Source organism: Micromonospora matsumotoense, assembly GCF_900091525.1.
GTDB classification, from domain to species: Bacteria; Actinomycetota; Actinomycetes; order Mycobacteriales; family Micromonosporaceae; genus Micromonospora; species Micromonospora matsumotoensis.
On the sequence record NZ_FMCU01000002.1, the window covers coordinates 428655 to 445766 of the forward strand.

The window sequence follows — 17112 nt, forward strand, 5'->3', positions numbered from 1 at the left end:
GTCCTACCGGCCCCAGATCCGCCACGTCTGGTTCAGCGGGCTGCTCTGGCTGACCGGCTTGCAGGTCCACTGCAGGATCCGCGCCTGGGCGGCGGTGGAGACCCCGTTGACGTCGACACACTTGTTGCTGTGCCGGGCGACGAGTTGGTAGTCGTGGGAGTCGTTGCCCCCGTAGGTCACCCTGCGCAGGGTGAACTGCTGGCTGGGGCCGTTCTGGCAGGTCCCCTGCTGCACGGCCGCGCCGTCGGCGGTGGACGCCCCGCTGACGTTCAGGCACTTGCCGCTCTGCTGGTTGACGACCGTGTAGGTGTTGGCCACCCCGTCGACCGGGCGGAAGTTCCACAGCTGCTGGTCACCACCCTCACAGGGGAACTGCTGCTGGGGGTTGCCGTCGGTGGTGCCCGAGCCGGTGTTGTCCAGGCACTGCTGCGAGTGCTGGGCCACCGCCACCGACTGGAAGCCGGTGTCCGAGGGCGGCAGCAGGGTGACCGTGTAGGTGTCGTTCTGGTTGCCGTACGGCAGGGTCACCGTGACGTTGTTGTTGGCCACGGTGACTACGGTGTTCGACACCGTGACCGGCCCCTGCACCGCGCCGCCGTTGTTGTACGGGATGCGCTGGGTGAGCACCCGCACCTGGTTGTTCTGCACAATGCCGCTGGTGGCGTCCAGCCGTTGCAGGTTGACGGTCAGGTTCCCGGTGGTCCGCCCGCCACCGACCAGGACCTTCGCCACCCCGGTCGCCCTGGTGGCGAAGGCGTCGTAGGACTGGCTGGCGGTCACCGCGGCGATCTGCCCGGTCTGTGAGGCGTAGTAGCGGTAGACCCACCACTCGCCCTTGGGCTGGTGCTGGCCGGCCGAGTTGCGGATCAGCAGGTTGCCCAGGTCGTTGTGCAGGTTGCCGCCGCCGGCCCAGTTCGCCCGCAGGCCGTCCGCGCGGGCCCGCTCCAGCCGGGCGACGTACCAGGCGCCGTCCGCCGGGTTCTGCTCGTTGGACGCGCCGTACTCGTTGATCTGGTACGGCCGGGGGTGGGGGATGCCGCGCGGGTCGAGGGTGGCGTTGGCGGCGGCGACGTTGGCGACCGGGTCGCCGGGCAGCGAGTGCCAGCTGACGATGTCCGGCACCGTGTTGGTGGAGCGGACGAAGTCCAGGTACTGGTTCCAGAACGCGTGGTTGGTCGACGGCACGCAGGCGCAGCTCGGCCCGACGATGAGCTGGTTGGGGAACTCCGCCCGCAGCCGCTGGTAGGTGCGCCGCCACAGTTCGAGGTACTGGGAGATCGGGCGGTTCCAGAAGATGGTGATGTTGGGTTCGTTCCAGATGTCCCACTGCACGGTCAGGCCGGCCGCCCGGACGTCGCCGATGAGGCGGGTCAGGAAGTTGTCGTAGTCGGTCCAGTTGCCGTTGTCACCGGGAAAGCGGGAGATCCCCGCGCCGTCGGCGCCCCACAGGTCGTGCGGCAGGATGATGAACTGACCGCCCAGGGCGGCGGTCCGCCGGGCCTGGGCGAGCGTGGCGTTCCACCGGCGGTCGTAGTTTCCGCCGACCCAGCCGCTGCCCGGTAGCTGCGCGCCCCCGGCCCGCATGTACTGGAACTTGACGTCCCGGTAGAAGTGGTCGGCCGGGCCGCTGGCGTTCTCGGTCATGCCGTAGATCCAGCCGGAGGCGCGGTAGGTCGGCGTGCCGTCGGCGGCGGAGAAGTTGACGCTGATCGACTCGTCGGCGGCCTGGGCCGGGGTGGCGGCGACGGCGGTGGCGGCGACGGCGAGCAGGCCGACGGCGAGTCGGGTGACGATCACGCGGATTCGTCCGGGCCGGCTGCGGGACGGGGTTTTCACGGGCGGCTCCTTGGTGGGGCGCGGGGACGCTCTCCGGAGGGCTTCGCATGCGAATCGATTCGCAGGGATCGTAGGGCGAGACTGTGACGGATGTCAATGAAATGACAGGGCGATGAAGTCGACGTTTCCGCCGATGATCCTGTTTCTGGGCAACTCCTCTTGACCCGGTTGCATTGACGGCCCTATGTTCGTTCGCACCGGTGCTTCGAATCGATTCGCCTCATGATCGGGCTGCGCCCCACCCGCGCGGTGGTCACCGCCCTCCCCGCCACCTCCTGACGTCCCACCCGAATTGAGGCAGCAGATGACAGCAACCAGCCGACGGCGGTGCCTGGCCGCCGCCGTCGCCACCCTCGTCGCGTTGGCCGGCGGTGCCTGCTCGTCCGCCGACGAACCCTCGGGCGGCGGCAGCTACCTGGTCTGGGACCCGTACCCCCAGTTCGCCGACGACTCCGCCTGGGTCGCGCTGCTCAGGAAGTGCGGTGAGGGGGCCGGGGTGACGGTGGAGCGGACCGGTTACGACACCACCGACCTGACCAACAAGGCCCTGCTCGCCGCCCAGCAGGGCAACTCGCCGGACGTGCTGATCGTGGACAACCCGGTGATCTCGACCCTGGCCGAGGCCGGCGCGCTCACCACCACGGACGAGAACAAACTGGACGTGGAGGCCATGGCGGCGAACCTGCTCGGCGCCGGCCAGCGCGAGGGCCGGACCTACGGGGTGCCGATCGGGGCCAACACCCTCGCCCTCTACTACCACAAGGAGGTGCTGGCCGCCGCGGGCGTCGACCCCGCCACCATCACCGACTGGGCCACGCTGAACAGCGCGTTGACCAAGGTGAAGGCCAAGGGCAAGAAGGGCATCACCTTCTCCGCGATCGGCACCGAGGAGGGCAGCTTCCAGTTCCTGCCCTGGTTCTGGGGGGCCGGTGCCCAACTGACCGCGCTGGACTCGCCGCCGGCGGTCTCCGCGCTGACGCTGTGGGCCGACTGGCTCAGGCAGGGTCACGCCCCCAACTCCGTCATCAACAACACCCAGACCACGAGCTGGCAGGAGTTCGCCACCGGCGACTACGCCTTCGCCGAGAACGGCACCTGGCAGCTGGCCAACGCGGAGAAGCTCGGCTTCGGGTACGGCATCATCGCGATCCCGGCCCGCGCGGGTGGCCCGGCGCCGGCACCCACGGGCGGTGAGTTCGTCTCCATCCCGGTGCAGCGCGACAGCGGCCGGTACGCGACGTCGCGGCAGCTCGTCACCTGTCTGACCAGCGCCGACAACCTTCTCGCCACCGACACCACGCTGTCCTACGTCGCGCCCGTCACCGCCGTGCAGGATCGGCAGGTGGCAGCCGACCCGAAGCTCACGGTCTGGGTGGAGGCGGTCCGGGCCGCCAAGGGCCGCACCGGTGACAACCTCGGCACGAGGTATCCGAAGATCTCCGAATCCCTGTGGACCGGGGTGCAGGCGGCGCTCAGCGGGGCGAAGACACCGCAGGAGGCGCTGGCCGCCGCGCAGCGTACCGCCGGATAGTCGGGTCGCGCCGACATCGTGACCGCCACGGGACCCACCGCCTCGCCCCCGACCACCTCGGCCCTGACCACCTCGACGGCTGCCGCCACCGCCGGGCGGAGCCGTCGGGGGATGGCCGCCACCGTCCCACCCGGGCACCGCGTGTCCCGGGCGGGACGGTGGTCGGCCTGGGCCTTCCTCGCCCCGGTGACCGGTTACCTGGTCGTCTGCTACGCGTACCCGCTCTACCGCAATGTGGAGTTGAGCCTGCGGGAGTACACCGTCCGGTCGTTCGTCCAGGGCGGGGCGCCCTTCGCCGGCCTGGACAACTACCGCACGACGCTGGCCGATCCGACCTTCGAGCCGGCGCTGACCCACACCCTGGTCTTCACCGTGGCCTCGCTGGTCCTCCAGTTCACCATCGGGATGGCGCTGGCCCTCTTCTTCCACCAGCACTTCCCGCTGTCCCGGACGCTGCGGGCGGTGATCCTGGTGCCCTGGCTGCTGCCGTTGATCGTCTCGGCGTCCACCTGGTCGTGGCTGCTCAACAGCGACGCGGGCCTGGTCAACGCGGCGCTCGGGGTGGTGGGGGTGGACCCGGTCCACTGGCTCACCTCGCCCCGCTGGTCGCTCGTCTCGGTGATCATCGCGAACGTCTGGATCGGTGTCCCGTTCAACCTGGTGGTGCTGCACAGCGGCCTCCAGGCGATCCCGGCGGAGCTGTACGAGGCGTCCGCCCTCGACGGGGCGACCGGCTGGCAACGGTTCCGGTCGATCACCTTCCCGCTGCTGCGCCCCGTCTCCGCGATCACCCTGCTGCTGGGCCTGATCTACACGCTGAAGGTCTTCGACCTCATCTGGATCATGACCAGGGGTGGCCCGGCCGATTCCTCCACCACCCTGGCCACCTGGTCCTACCGGCTCGGCTTCGGTAACCTGCTGCCCCGGTTCGGCCCCGGCGCGGCCGTCGGCAACCTGCTCATCGTGCTGGCCCTGCTCGCCGGGCTCGGCTACCTGCGGCGGCAACGGAGGCAGCAGTCGTGACCACCACCGCCCCGCCGCGCCGCACCTGGTGGAAGACCGGCATCGGCCTGGTGCTGACCGGGCTGATGCTCTTCCCCGTCTACTGGATGATCAACGTGTCGTTCACCCGGGAACGGGACATGCGGGCCAGCCCACCGCACCTGTTCCCCGTCGACGGCACCGTCGAGGGCTACCGCGCGGTGTTCGACCAGCAACTGCCGTACCTCGGCACCAGCTTCCTGGTCGGGCTCGCGACGGTGGCGCTGACGGTGGCGCTGTCCGCCCCCGCCGGCTACGCGTTGGCGAAGCTCCGGCCGCCGGGCGGTCGGGCGCTCAGCTTCGTGCTGCTGACCGCGCAGATGATCCCGGGCATCATCATGGCGATGGGCTTCTACGCCGGCTACCTCGAACTCGGCATCCTCAACACCCTGCCGGGGCTGATCCTGGCCGACTCGACCCTGGCGGTGCCGTTCGGCGTGCTGATCTTCACGGCCTTCATGTCCGGCATCCCCGACGAGTTGCTCCAGGCCGCCGTGGTCGACGGCGCCGGTCGGCTGCGTACCTTCTGGTCGGTCGTGCTGCCGTTGAGTCGCAACGCGGTCGTCACGGTGTCGTTGTTCGCGTTCCTCTGGGCCTGGTCGGACTTCGTCTTCGCCTCGACGCTGGCCGGCGGCGGCGGGCACCAGCCGATCACCCTGGGCATCTACCGCTACATCGGCAACAACAGCCAACAGTGGAACGCCATCATGGCCACCGCCGTCGTCGCCTCGATCCCCGCCGCCGTGCTGCTGGTCCTGGCCCAGCGGTACGTCTCGACCGGGATCACCGCCGGCGCGGTCAAGGACTGACCACCCGAACCACAGAAGGGCGTCACCAGCCATGACCGTCGCACCGTCCGGTCCGGAGTTCTCCATCCAGGACATCCCGTTCAGCTACCGCGGCTCGTGGCTCAACATCTCCCCGGTGGTGGCCGAGAAGACGTACGCCGACGACCTGCACCTGGTCTCCCACCAGACCGGACTGCACCCGGTGCTCCGCCTCGCCCCCGACGCCGGCACCACGGTCGTCGCCACCCCCGCGCTGTTGACCTGGCGCAGCGGCAGGGGCCGGATCGACGCCGCCTACCAGGGGCCGGACACCCTGCGGCTGCGGGGTCGGGGCCTCGGGCTGCGGATCGCCGCCGCCGCCGGCACCCTCACCCCGTTCAGTGGCACCTACCTCTACCGTGACCCGGTCGACGGGTCGACCGTGTTCACCTCCTACGAGACGGGCCGCCGCTACCGGGTCACCGTGCTGTCCGGCGCGCTGTGCGCGGCCCGGGGACTGGAGGCGCTCGGCCCGGCCGACCGCTGGCTGGACCTCCCCGCCGACCAGCCCTGGGAGATCGCGATCGAGGAATACCGCACCGCTCGCCAGCCCTACCCCCGAGCCGGCACCTTCGACCAGCTGTGCCGGGACCGCAGCACCGAGTTCGCCAGGTTCGTCGACGCGGTCGCGCCCTGGCGTGGCGTCGACACCCCCGCCGCCGAACTGGCCGCGTACGTGCTGTGGTCGGCCACCGTCGACCCGGCGGGTTTCGTCACCCGGCCGGCCGTGCTGATGTCCAAGCACTGGATGGACAAGGTGTGGAGCTGGGACCACTGCTTCAACGCGATCGCCCTGGCCGCCGGTGAGCCCGAGCTGGCCTGGCACCAGTTCCAGTTGCCCTTCGACCACCAGGACGACGCCGGTGCCCTGCCGGACTCGATCACCCACTCGGAGGTGCTGCACAACTACGTCAAACCACCCATCCACGGGTGGGCCCTGGGCCAGCTGCGCCGCTGGCTGCCCGCGCCGCCGGACCGGGCGGAGCTGGCCCGGACGTACGACCGGCTGGCCCGGTGGACCCGGTTCTGGCTCGACGCGCGCCGTGCCCCCGGCCACGACCTGCCCCACTACCAGCACGGCAACGACAGCGGCTGGGACAACGCCACCACCTTCGACGACGACCGGGTCCTGGAGACCGCCGACCTCGCCGCGTTCCTGGTCAGCCAACTGCGCTGCCTGGCCGACCTGGCCACCGAGCTGGGCGAGCCCGCCGACCGGTGGACCGCCGAGGCCGACCGGGTCCGCGCCGCCCTGCTGCGGGACCTGTGGGACGGCGCACGCTTCACCGCCCGCAGCCCGCACACCGGTCGACGACGGGCCAGCCGCAGCCTGCTCGACCTGATGCCCGTCACCCTGGGCGGCGACCTGCCCGCCCCGGTGGCCGAGGTGCTGGCCCGGGGCATCGAGGCCCACCTGACCACCCACGGGCTGGCCACCGAGCCGCCGGACTCGGCCCACTACCTCGCCGACGGCTACTGGCGTGGCCCGATCTGGGCGCCCTCCACGGTGCTGGTCGAGGACGGCCTGCGCCGGGCCGGGCACACCGCGATCGCCGACGAGGTCAGTCAGCGGTTCCTCGCCCTGTGCGAGAAGTCCGGGTTCGCGGAGAACTTCGATGCCGAGACCGGTGCGGGGCTCCGCGACCGGGCGTACACCTGGACCGCCAGCAGCTATCTCATCCTCGCCGCCGCCCAACAGGCACGCCGGGCCGCGGCGACGGGTCCGACGCGGGGCGACGCGTGATCCCTGCGCCGGGCCCGCCAGGGCGGGGTCCCGGCGCGGCGGCGTCCGGCACCCGGGGTGCCGGCCGTTCCGGCCCGCGACCGGGACGGCCGGCCCTGCGGGAGGTCGGGACCGGGTCAGCGGGCCCGGACCGGGCCGGTGCTGGAACGCAGCGAGATGGGCGGCGCATAGAGCCGGTGCCGGGGTGGGCCGCCGGGCGTGGCGATCAGCTCCAACAGCAGCGACACCGCCTCGGCGCCCATCTGGCGCATCGGCACGTCCGCGGCGGTCAGCGGTGGCCGGAAATCCTCCGCCCAGTGCTGGGCGGCCACCCCGGTGACGGAGAAGTCGCCCGGCACCGACAGGCCGGCGGCGTGCAACGCGCGCTGCATGCCGGGCAGCGCCGCCTCGTTGATGGTGGCCACCGCCGTGACCTCCGGATGCGTCGTCAGCAACTGTTCCACGCACACTTCGCCGGAGGTCGTGTCGTCGCCGCAGCAGACGTCGACGCCGGTCAGGCCCCGCTCGGCGACGGCCGCCCGGAAGCCGGTCAGGGCGCGGTGGCTCGGGCCGTAACCCGCGGCGACCAACTCGGCGGACCGGTTCACCAGGGCCACCTGCCGGTGCCCCAGGTCGGCCAGGTGGTGCACGCAGCGGGAGATCAACGTGGCGTAGTCGATGTCGATCCAGCTCATCCCGTGCGGCTCGGCCGTCCGCCCGATCGTCACGAACGGCACCCCCGCCGTCGCCAGCCGGGTCACCCGGTCGTCGGTCAGCCGGATCTCCATCAGCACCACCCCGTCGACCCGCCGCCCGGTGACGATGCGCTCGAACGACCGGTCGTGGTCGCCGCCGGAGGGGGACAGCAGCACGTCCAGATCGTGCCGGGCGGCCGCCTCGACGACGCTGGCGACGAAGCCCAACTGCATGTCGGTCAGGCGCTGGTTGGCCGGGGGGATCACCAGACCGAGGGTGCGGGTGCGCCCCTCCTTCAACGCGCGGGCGCTGGCGTTCGGCCGGTAGCCCAGCTCGTCGATGACCGCCTGGATCCGCTGCCGGGTCGTCGTCGACACGGTCCGCTTCCCGCTCAACACGTAGGACACGGTGCTGCGGGACACCCCGGCCCGCCGGGCGATCTCCCCGATGTTCATGCCCGCCCTCAAGCCGAGTTCCGGTATCGACACGGGAATGCGCCATGTCTCCCGCTGGAGCATAACGGTCCCCGGCACCCGGTTCAGGAACGGCTCCGCAACCGTCGTCGACGACCACCGGTGTTCGACGGTCCCGACCGGTGCCGTGGAAAGGCCCCGGTGATGGCGCATTTAATAGATCGACCTTAATGTAAAAGGTGTGACGTGTGACGTCACGGGGGCACCTGGTCGCCACCACCGTCCGGGGCGTCCGGACGGGACGACTCCGCAGGGCCGGGTGCCACCCACCATCACCGTGCCGGAGAGGGAACTGATGATCGTGAAGAGAAGGTTGGGCCGCCTGTTGGCGGCGGTGGGGGCCTCGTTGGTCCTTACCGTCGGTGCCGGCGGTTACGTGGTGTCGGGCGCGCCGCAGGCGCGGGCGGCCGGCACCGGTCCGTGTGACATCTACGCCTCGGGTGGTACGCCGTGTGTGGCGGCGCACAGCACCACCCGGGCCTTGTACGGGGCGTACAACGGTCCGCTATACCAGGTGCGCCGGGCGTCGGACAACACCACCCGGGATGTGGGGGTGTTGAGTGCCGGTGGTGTGGTCAACGCGGCGACGCAGGATTCGTTCTGCGCCAACACGAGCTGCCTGATCACCATTCTCTACGACCAGTCCGGCCGCAACAACCGCCTTACCCAGGCGCCCGGCGGCTACTGGCCGGGCCCCGCGCCGGGCGGCTGGGACAACCTGGCCGATGCGAAGGCGGCCCCGATCACGGTCGGCGGCCAGAAGGCGTACGGCGTCTACATCTCACCCGGCACCGGCTACCGCAACAACAACACCAACGGCGTCGCCACCGGCGACCAGCCCGAGGGCATCTACGCCGTCGTCGACGGCACCCACTACAACCAGTGGTGCTGCTTCGACTACGGCAACGCACAGACCGACGGCTTGGCCGACGCGCCGGCCATCATGGAGACGGTCTACTTCGGCGCCAACAAGCAGTGGGGCTACGGTGCCGGCGCCGGCCCCTGGGTGATGGCCGACCTGGAATGGGGGCTGTTCTCCGGGGTGAATGCGGGATACAACAACATCGCCCCCATCAACCACCGCTTCGTGACCGCGATGGTCAAGGGCGAGCCGAACCACTGGGCGATCCGGGGCGCGAGCGCCCAGTCGGGTGGTCTGACGACCTACTTCGACGGGCGGCGGCCCAACGGTTACCACCCGATGAAGAAGGAGGGGGCGATCCTGCTCGGCATCGGCGGCGACAACAGCGTCTCCGGCCGCGGCACCTTCTTCGAGGGCGTGCTGACCTCGGGTTACCCGTCGGCGGCCACCGAGGACGCGGTACAGGCCAACATCGCGGCTGCCGGGTACGCGCCGGTTGGTGGCGGCAATCCGCAGCAGGGTGTGCAGGTGGTGGGTGGTCAGTCCGGTCGGTGTGTCGACGTGCCGAACGGCAGCACCACCAACGGCACCCAGGTGCAGCTCTGGGATTGCACGGGTGGCACCGCGCAGCGTTTCACCTACACGGCGGGCAAGCAGCTGCAGGTGTTGGGTAAGTGTCTCGATGCGAGTGGGCAGGGCAGCAGCAACGGCACCAAGGTGATCATCTGGGACTGTAACGGCGGGGCGAACCAGCAGTGGAACGTCAATGCCAATGGGACCGTCGCCGGCGTGCAATCAGGGTTGTGCCTGGACGCCAACGCCGGGGCCACGGCCAACGGCACCAAGCTGATCCTCTGGTCCTGCAACGGGCAACAGAACCAGCAATGGAACCTGCGTAGCTGACCACTGCGCCGACCCCGGTCGGCCGGGCCTCCCCACCACGGGGAGGCCCGGCCGACCGGGCCCACCCGCCGGATGACCGCTCCGCGCCGCCGTCGCTTCTTGCCTGCCGTTCCGCATGGTCACCCTCGCCAGGTGTCGCTGTACTCGTGGTAGCCGGATGGCGTCGGCCCGCACGGGAAGGGCCGCACCGACGACAGGAGGAGCGAAGGGTGACAGTCAGGATGGGTGGCACGAACTGGCGGGGAGTCCTCGCCCGACTGGCCGCGACGATGATGCTGGTGGCCGGGGCCGCGGTGTGGACCGCCTCCCCGGCGGCGGCGGCCTACACGTTCACCGGGCAGTTCCAGAACTTTGCGACCGGCATGTGCCTGGACAGCAACAGCGCCGGGTCCATCTACACACTGCCGTGCCAGGCCGGCAACAGTTGGCAGATGTGGACCGTCTCGTACGCCGACAAGGCCCCGTCCGGATACGACCGGGTGACCATCCGCAACCGGCAGTCGGGCCTGTGCCTCGACATGTGGGAGTTCGGCGGCCCACAGCAGCACGCCAACCCGTGCAACGGCGGCCTGCGGCAGCTGATCGAGGGCTACGGTTCGAACTGGAACCAGGTGTCGCTGCGGCTCAACTTCTTCGACACCCGCTACATCTGCGTCGACACCCACGGCAGCGGGGACGCATACGCCCGGGCGTGCAACTACGGCAGTTTCCAGACGTGGCGGCTGAACGGTCGGTGATCCGACCATGCGCTACGTCACTCGTCGATGCCTGGAATCTCGGGCGGTGATCTGTGAGGGTGTGCTCGGTGAAGCCGATACCGAGCGCACCCGAACGGCCGACGCTGGGTGCCGTCCTGCGCGGTCGCCGCGTGGCGGCGGGCCTGTCGATCGAGGGGCTCGCCGAGCGCTGCGGGGTCAGTGCCCGGGCGATCAGCGACATCGAACGCGACCGGGTCCGCCGGCCGCAACGGCGTACCCTGACCGTCCTGCTCGACGTGCTCGACGTGCCGGACGACGAGCGTCGTCGCCTGGTCGAGACCACCTCCGTGCGGCCGGCCGGCGGGGGACTGCCCGATCCGCCGCGTTACTTCAGCGGCCGGGCGGCGGAGCTGCGGACCCTGGGCGACATCGCCCGTCGCCCGTCGGGTGACCGGCAGCAGGCCACCGTGCTCGTCGTCACCGGGCCGGCCGGGGTGGGCAAGACCAGCCTCGCCCTGCGGGCCTCGGCGGATCTGGCCACGGAGTTCCCCGACGGTCGGTTCTTCGTCGACCTGCGGGGCATGGACGACGTTCCCACCACACCCGGCGAGGCGCTGCACCGGCTGCTGCGCGCCCTCGGTGTGCCGGAACCGCGGATTCCCGCCGGGCTCGACGAGCGGTCCACGGCGTACCGGTCGGTGCTCTGCCAGCGCCGGGCCCTGGTGGTGTGGGACAACGCCGCCGACGAGGCCCAGGCGAGGCCGCTGCTGCCCGGGGCCGGGCCGGGTCTCGTGCTGTTCACCAGCCGGCGGCGGCTCAGCGGTCTCGACACCGCACAGTGGCTGTCCCTGGAGCCGTTGCCGGCCGAGGACTCCACCGCGATGCTGCGGGCCATCGCCCGGCCCGTCGCCGCCGACCCGACCGAGCTGCACGAGCTGGCCCGGCACTGCGGTCACATGCCCCTGGCGCTGCGCGTCACCGGGCAACGACTGTCGGACGAGCCGGGGCTGTCCGTCGCGGAGCTCAACCGACGGTTCACCGGCGAGCAGGCCCGCCTGCGGGTCATCGACGCCGGCACCGCCGGCATCCACACCGCGCTCAGCCTGTCCTACCGGCGGCTGGGGGCCGACCTGCGACGGACCTTCCGTCGGCTGTCCCTGATGCCCGGTCCGGACTTCGGCCCGGACCCGGTCGCCGTGGTCACCCAGGTCTCCGACGAGGAGGCCGAACAACGGCTGGAAGCCCTGGTCGAGAGCGGTCTGGTGGCCGCCGTTCCCGCAGACCGGTACGGGCTGCACGACCTGGTACGCGACTTCGCCGTCGACCGGATGACCGCCGAGGAACCGGACTCGGTGGGCCCGTCGCGGACGTGCTCGCTGCACTGGTGGTTGGCGCGGACCGCGGCCGCCGGGCGGCACTTCGAACCGAACGGGCCGACGTCGCTGACGGAGTTCCCCGATCGCGCGGCGGCGACCGCATGGCTCGACGCCGAGCGGGGCAACTGGTTCGCCGCGCTGCGGTCGGCCGCCGCCGAGGGCCTGCACGCCCCGGTGGTCGACACCGTCGACGCGCTGCACTGGTTTTCCGACAGCCGGGTCCATCTCGACCTCTGGGCCGAGGTCTTCCGGTTGTCCGCCGAGTCTGCCGCCCGACTGGGCGACCCGCGTACCGAGGCGGTCCATCTCAACTATCTGGCCTGGGCGCAGGCGATCTGCCAGCGGGAGTTCGCCGGCAGCGTGGCCACCGCCGGCCGGGCGCTGGACCGGGCGGTCAGCGCGGACGACCCGGCCCAGCAGGGCTGGGCGCTGCTCTATGCCGCCAGCGGCCACGCCGGTTTGGGCGAGCACGCGGCGGCGCTGCGGCAACGGCAACGGGCCTGGGTGATGCTGCGTCGCTCGACCGACCGCGAGGGCCTGCCGCAGGCGATGGCGTCGCTCGGCTCCTCGCTCCTGGCGCTCGGTAGGCCGGCCGAGGCGCTGCGGGTGCACCAGCGGACGCAACGGTTGCTCCGGGATCCGCGCTATCCCATCGCGGCCTTCGCCCGGGCCGCCACCGACGCGCTGAACTGCCGGCGCATCGGCGACGATCTCGCCGCCCTCGGCCGGTGGCCGGAGTGCGTCACCGCCCGGCGGGAGGCGGTCGCGCGTCTGCGCGCGACCGCCTTGCCGGCGATCGAGGCCCTGGCGTCGGTGGAGCTGGTGGAGGCGTTGCGGCGCACGGGGGAGACCCGGGAGGCCCCGGCGCACCTGGTACGGGCGATCGCGCTGGCCGAGGAGTGCGACGATCCGGACCTGGCCGGTCGGGCCGCGACGCTGCTGGCCGAGCTCTCCCGCGACGGCCTCACCCCCGGGTGAGGATCAGGTGCCGGGCGCGACGCGGGCGAAGGCGCGTACCAGCGGGTGCGGCTCGTAGCGGTGCTCCCGGCCGGCGGTGACCCAGCCCCGCTCGGCCAGATCGAGGAAACCCGCCTCGGCGGGGACGGGGCCGGCCGGCCGGGTCAGCAGCCGGACGGCGCGGCGGGCCCGGGCCGGCAGCCCGGCATAGGTCCGCTCGAACGCGTCGCGCACCGACAGGTCGCCGGCGACCAGCGCGTCCAGGACCCGCTCCGGCCTGCCCAACCGGTCGATCAGCCACTGGGCGCTCCACTGCGGCCGGGTCAGCAGCCGGTTCGCGGTCACCCGCAGCGCCAGCGGCAGCCCGCCGCAGCCGGCGGCCAGCGCGGCGACCGCGGGGGCGGGCGCGGTGCCGTCCACCATCGCGGTGAGGGCGGCCCGCGCGTCGGCCGCCGGCAGCGGTGGCACCAGCCGTCGATCGGTCGCCGGAAGACCCGTCAGCGGATGCCGGCCGGTGATCAGGGTGACGCCGAGGGCGTCGGGCGGCAGCAGCGGCCCGACCTGCCGGTCGTCGCGGACGTCGTCCAGCAGGACCAGGATCCGTCGGTGGCGTAGCAGGTCGCGGTACGCCCCGATGGCCACCGGGTCGGGGCCGTGCGACGCCGGGTCGGACGGTGGCAGCAACCGTCGCGCGATCGTGGCGGCGGTGGCGTCCGCGACCGGGCCGGGGAACCGCACCCCGTCGGGGAACCGCTCGGCCAGCACCGTGGCGGCCTGCACCGCCAACGCCGTCTTACCCGCCCCGGGCAGGCCGATCAGCTGTACCGCGGGGCGGCGTCGCAGCTGCCGGGTCAGCCAGGCGATCTCGTCGTGGCGGCCGGTGAAGTGTGCGGTCACCCCGGGCAGCCCGGTGACCCCGGCGACCTGTTCGCCGGCCGCGTGCAGTTGGCCGGCGTCGCGCACGTCCAGTCCCAGTGCCGCGCCCAGGGCGCGCAGGGTGCCGTGGTGCGGGCGGTGGATCCGGTGCCGTTCGATCCCGCCGATGGTCCGGGGGCTCACCCCGGAGCGGACGGCGAGTTCCTCGATGGTCAACCCGGCCACGATCCGCAGTGACCGTAACCGGTGGAGCTGTTCCTGCGTGTTGTCCCGCACCCCGTACCCCCGCCAGGACGACTGCTGTCCGGCCCAGTAGACGGCACCGGGGCGCCACCTGGAGTGACGACCTCGTCACACCGGCGCCTGGGCAGCCGGTACGCGGGGGTGGCATCCGGCCGCCGTCCCGGTCTGCGGGAGCCGGGACGGCGGCCGGGTCGGTCAGGAGGCCCCGACCCGCTGCCACTGCTGGTTGGCGGCGGTGCCACAGGTGTACTGGATCACCCGTGCGCCGTCGGCGGTGGAGTAGCCGGTGACATCGAGGCACCTGCCGCTGTGCCGGGCGACGATCTGGATGTAGCCGGAGCCCGCGTCCCGTAGCTGCCACTGCTGGTCGGTGCGGCCCGACTGGCACCCGGACTGCTGCACCTGCGCGCTGTCGGCGGTGGCACCGCCGGCCACGGTGAGGCACTTGTCGCTGTGCCGGGCGACGATCTGGACGTAGCCGGAGCCGGCATCCCGTAGCTGCCACTGCTGGTTGGTGCCGTTGTTGCAGGCGTACTGGGCCACGGCGGCGGCGTCGGCGGTGGACCGGTCGAGCACGTCCAGGCACTTGCCGCTGTGCCGGGCGCGCAGGGTGTCGAAGGTGTAGCCGCCGTTGACCCCGGTGACCACTCCGGTGGCGGTGTCGATGGTGAGCTGTGGATACCAGCTCATGGTGAGCGAGGTGGTCGTGGGGAAGTTCAGCGGCAGCCAGACGTACCGGGACTGGTTGACCGGGCCGCCCGTCGCGCCGGCCCACCGGTCGCCGAGGTAGAGGTACGACGTGGCGGCGCTGCCCTGCACCGGCAGCACGTACGCCGACTGGGAGTCGTAGGTGGTGCCGTCGCCGACGTTGGTCGGGTTGGTCCAGGTGCCGGCGACGCTGCTCGCGGTCGCGTACCGGCCCTGGTTGGGTGACCAGCCGGTGGCGCCCGAGGTGACCAGGAAGTAGACCCCGTTGCGTTTGAACATCGCCGGGGCTTCCCGGTAGTTGTCCGGCCACAGCGTCCGGACCAACGAGGCGACCCCGGTGTAGTCGGCGGTGAGGCGGTAGATGTTCAGGTCCGCGTTGTTGCGGGTGGCGGAGATCAGGTACGCGGTGCCGTCGTCGTCGCGGAACACCGTCTGGTCCCGGGAGTCGTGCCCCAGCGGCCGGAAGCTGCCCAGGTAGCGGTAGTTGCCGTCGACCGTGCTGGAGGTGGCCACCGCGACCCGGGCCTGGTGGTAGTCGACGCCGTTCTCCCAGTGCATCCAGAGGACGTACTGGCCGGTGCCGGCGTTGTAGATCACCTTCGGTCGTTCGATGTTGGCCGTCGCCAGCTCGTTCGCGGAGGACTGGGTGAGCACGTTGTTGCGGAACTCCCAGGTGCGCAGGTCGGTCGAGCGGTAGACCGACACGTACCGGAAGGTGTTGTTGTCGTTGCGGTTCTCGCCGAACCAGTAGTAGTAGTCGCCCACCTTGATCATGCCGCCGCCGTGGGCGTGCACCCCGGCGCCGGCGGTGTCGGTGAACTGGGTGCCGTTGGCCACGGTGACCGGTGCGGCCCGGGCGGCGGGGGCGGTGAGGGTGAGCGGGGCGAGCAGGGCCGCGCAGGCGGCGAGGGCGAGGACGATCCGGCGGAGGGTGGTGGTGGGGTGGGGCGCGGCAGGCATGGCCGCCTCCTCTTGCGATGGGCACGAGGTGCCCGCAGGGACGCGCGGGCCCTTTTCTCGACCCTCACGATAAGCCGGCCCACTGTCGCATGCCCATACTTTGATGTGATCTACATCGATGCCTGGTAGGCGAAGTGGGGTGCGCGTCCCGTATCGCCGGTTGGCCCGGTCGTCGCGCTTGTCGAGATCGTGATCAATGATCTACATCACATTGTGAACCGTTTTCGCAGTGCCCGGCACGGAAGGCGCGTTCCGGGCCGAATCCCTTCCCGCACCTCGCTTTTCGCCGTCGAAGGCGCCTGTGGCGGGTCGGTGAGCCCGACGGTGAGCCCGAATTCGCCACTCAGCGTAGTCAACTCTCAGCCGCCCGTGGTCGGTCGGGGTTCGTTGCCCTCCGACAAAGAGCGCCTCGGTTTGTGCCGCTCACTACCCTGACCGATGATCCAGTGCCTGGGTACCGTCGACAGCGATAAGGGCTTCAGATGAGCAACAGTCACCCTCCGTACGGAGAACAGCCGGATCCGAACGTCACCCCGTGGAGCGGGCCACCGGCCCCGCCCGCCGGTTACCCGGCGTACGGCCAGCCGGGCCAGGCCCCGCAGTACGGCCAGGCCCCGCAGTACGGGCAGGCCCCCCAGTTCGGTGTTCCCGTGCCGCCGCAGAAGTCGAACCGCGGTCTGGTCATCGGCCTGATCGTCGGCGCGGTGGTCCTCATCCTCGCGCTCTGTGGCGCCGGCATCGGGCTCGCCCTGGTCGGCAACGACGACGAGACCGACCCGACGCCGACGCCGAACGCGACCACCGACCGCGGTCCGGGGCCCGGCACGGGCACCTCGGCCGTCCCGCAGCCGTCCGAGTCGTCGCCGGAGCAGCCGAACAGCAACAACAACAACGCGGTGACCGCCCGCTACTCCAGCGACATGTCGTCGGTCTGCGACGGCAGCCCGATCCTCAACGCCGCCACCTACAGCGGCCCGGCCACCGCCAAGGCGTACGTCTTCTCGAACAACCCCGAGCGGCCGACGCTCTGGTCGTCGAAGCTGGTCGGCTCCGACAAGCGTTACTACGCCAAGTCGGCCGACTTCACCACCGTGTCGGTGGTCGGCTGCATGTCGATGGTCCCGGGCAGCGAGGGCGCGCCCAAGAAGTGCGACTACAAGGCGAGCGACGGCAAGAGCGTCAGCGTCTCCTACATCTCGTCGCGCTACCAGCTGACCTTCTTCGCCGCGAAGACGGCCGAGAAGATCGGCGACGGTGGGGTCGTCAGCGCCCCGGCTACCCGGTGCCCGAGCTTCATCTCGTACAACAAGACGACGATGAAGGCGTACGCGGCGCCGGACAGCGGCACCATCGAGGCCGCTCTGGACAAGTTCCTGTCCTGATCGGCTCCTGACGGCGGTGC

General features: G+C 71.3%; 12 protein-coding genes. 8 read left to right on the forward strand and 4 right to left on the reverse strand.

The genetic code is table 11. The features are described from left to right. Positions 1-3: 3 nt before the first annotated feature. Positions 4-1836, reverse strand: coding sequence for an RICIN domain-containing protein (locus GA0070216_RS05615; protein WP_176738842.1), 1833 nt, complete (start codon positions 1834-1836; stop codon positions 4-6). 304 nt (positions 1837-2140) lie between these two features. On the opposite strand from GA0070216_RS05615, the gene GA0070216_RS05620 reads away from it, so the two are divergent. From GA0070216_RS05620 to GA0070216_RS05635, 4 genes are all read left to right on the forward strand, one after another. After that, a complete protein-coding gene (locus tag GA0070216_RS05620) occupies positions 2141-3367 on the forward strand; it encodes a sugar ABC transporter substrate-binding protein (RefSeq protein WP_091239973.1) in 1227 nt (408 codons plus the stop codon). 111 nt (positions 3368-3478) lie between these two features. Next, on the forward strand, positions 3479-4390 hold the full coding sequence (locus GA0070216_RS05625) for a carbohydrate ABC transporter permease (protein ID WP_091240918.1): 912 nt from the start codon (positions 3479-3481) through the stop codon (positions 4388-4390). Positions 4391-4455: 65 nt separating this feature from the next. Then, positions 4456-5217, forward strand: coding sequence for a carbohydrate ABC transporter permease (locus GA0070216_RS05630; protein ID WP_091240921.1), 762 nt, complete (start codon positions 4456-4458; stop codon positions 5215-5217). 31 nt (positions 5218-5248) lie between these two features. Then, complete coding sequence (locus tag GA0070216_RS05635) at positions 5249-6979, forward strand: amylo-alpha-1,6-glucosidase (RefSeq protein ID WP_091239976.1); 1731 nt, start codon at positions 5249-5251, stop codon at positions 6977-6979. Positions 6980-7095: 116 nt separating this feature from the next. On the opposite strand, the gene GA0070216_RS05640 is transcribed toward GA0070216_RS05635, so the two are convergent. Beyond that, positions 7096-8109 carry a LacI family DNA-binding transcriptional regulator gene (locus GA0070216_RS05640; protein ID WP_091239979.1) on the reverse strand — a complete coding sequence of 338 codons (1014 nt, stop codon included), beginning with the start codon at positions 8107-8109 and terminating at the stop codon, positions 7096-7098. Between the two features lie 313 nt (positions 8110-8422). Here GA0070216_RS05640 and GA0070216_RS05645 point away from each other — a divergent pair, with 313 nt between their 5' ends. From GA0070216_RS05645 to GA0070216_RS05655, 3 genes are all read left to right on the forward strand, one after another. Further along, complete coding sequence (locus tag GA0070216_RS05645; protein WP_091240925.1) at positions 8423-9892, forward strand: lectin; 1470 nt, start codon at positions 8423-8425, stop codon at positions 9890-9892. Positions 9893-10101: 209 nt separating this feature from the next. Then, complete coding sequence (locus tag GA0070216_RS05650) at positions 10102-10629, forward strand: RICIN domain-containing protein (protein ID WP_141723011.1); 528 nt, start codon at positions 10102-10104, stop codon at positions 10627-10629. 68 nt (positions 10630-10697) lie between these two features. After that, positions 10698-12944, forward strand: a complete 2247-nt coding sequence (locus tag GA0070216_RS05655) for an ATP-binding protein (RefSeq protein ID WP_176738843.1) — start codon at positions 10698-10700, stop codon at positions 12942-12944. Between the two features lie 3 nt (positions 12945-12947). Here GA0070216_RS05655 and GA0070216_RS05660 read toward each other — a convergent pair whose 3' ends face one another. Then, on the reverse strand, positions 12948-14075 hold the full coding sequence (locus tag GA0070216_RS05660) for a helix-turn-helix domain-containing protein (protein ID WP_091239986.1): 1128 nt from the start codon (positions 14073-14075) through the stop codon (positions 12948-12950). Positions 14076-14237: 162 nt separating this feature from the next. Beyond that, entirely contained in the window at positions 14238-15710 is a 1473-nt protein-coding gene (locus tag GA0070216_RS05665; RefSeq protein WP_091239989.1) for an RICIN domain-containing protein, read from the reverse strand. 482 nt (positions 15711-16192) lie between these two features. Here GA0070216_RS05665 and GA0070216_RS05670 point away from each other — a divergent pair, with 482 nt between their 5' ends. Then, positions 16193-17092 carry a hypothetical protein gene (locus tag GA0070216_RS05670; protein ID WP_091239993.1) on the forward strand — a complete coding sequence of 300 codons (900 nt, stop codon included), beginning with the start codon at positions 16193-16195 and terminating at the stop codon, positions 17090-17092. Positions 17093-17112 lie beyond the last annotated feature (20 nt).

What these genes read in the sequence shown, in the direction of transcription:
- GA0070216_RS05620 (WP_091239973.1), top strand. Translation starts at nt 2,141, where the DNA reads ATGACAGCAACCAGCCGACGGCGGTGCCTGGCCGCCGCCGTCGCCACC.
- GA0070216_RS05625 (WP_091240918.1), top strand. Translation starts at nt 3,479, where the DNA reads ATGGCCGCCACCGTCCCACCCGGGCACCGCGTGTCCCGGGCGGGACGG.
- GA0070216_RS05630 (WP_091240921.1), top strand. Translation starts at nt 4,456, where the DNA reads ATGCTCTTCCCCGTCTACTGGATGATCAACGTGTCGTTCACCCGGGAA.
- GA0070216_RS05635 (WP_091239976.1), top strand. Translation starts at nt 5,249, where the DNA reads ATGACCGTCGCACCGTCCGGTCCGGAGTTCTCCATCCAGGACATCCCG.
- GA0070216_RS05640 (WP_091239979.1), bottom strand. Translation starts at nt 8,109, where the DNA reads ATGAACATCGGGGAGATCGCCCGGCGGGCCGGGGTGTCCCGCAGCACC.
- GA0070216_RS05645 (WP_091240925.1), top strand. Translation starts at nt 8,423, where the DNA reads ATGATCGTGAAGAGAAGGTTGGGCCGCCTGTTGGCGGCGGTGGGGGCC.
- GA0070216_RS05665 (WP_091239989.1), bottom strand. Translation starts at nt 15,710, where the DNA reads ATGCCTGCCGCGCCCCACCCCACCACCACCCTCCGCCGGATCGTCCTC.
- GA0070216_RS05670 (WP_091239993.1), top strand. Translation starts at nt 16,193, where the DNA reads ATGAGCAACAGTCACCCTCCGTACGGAGAACAGCCGGATCCGAACGTC.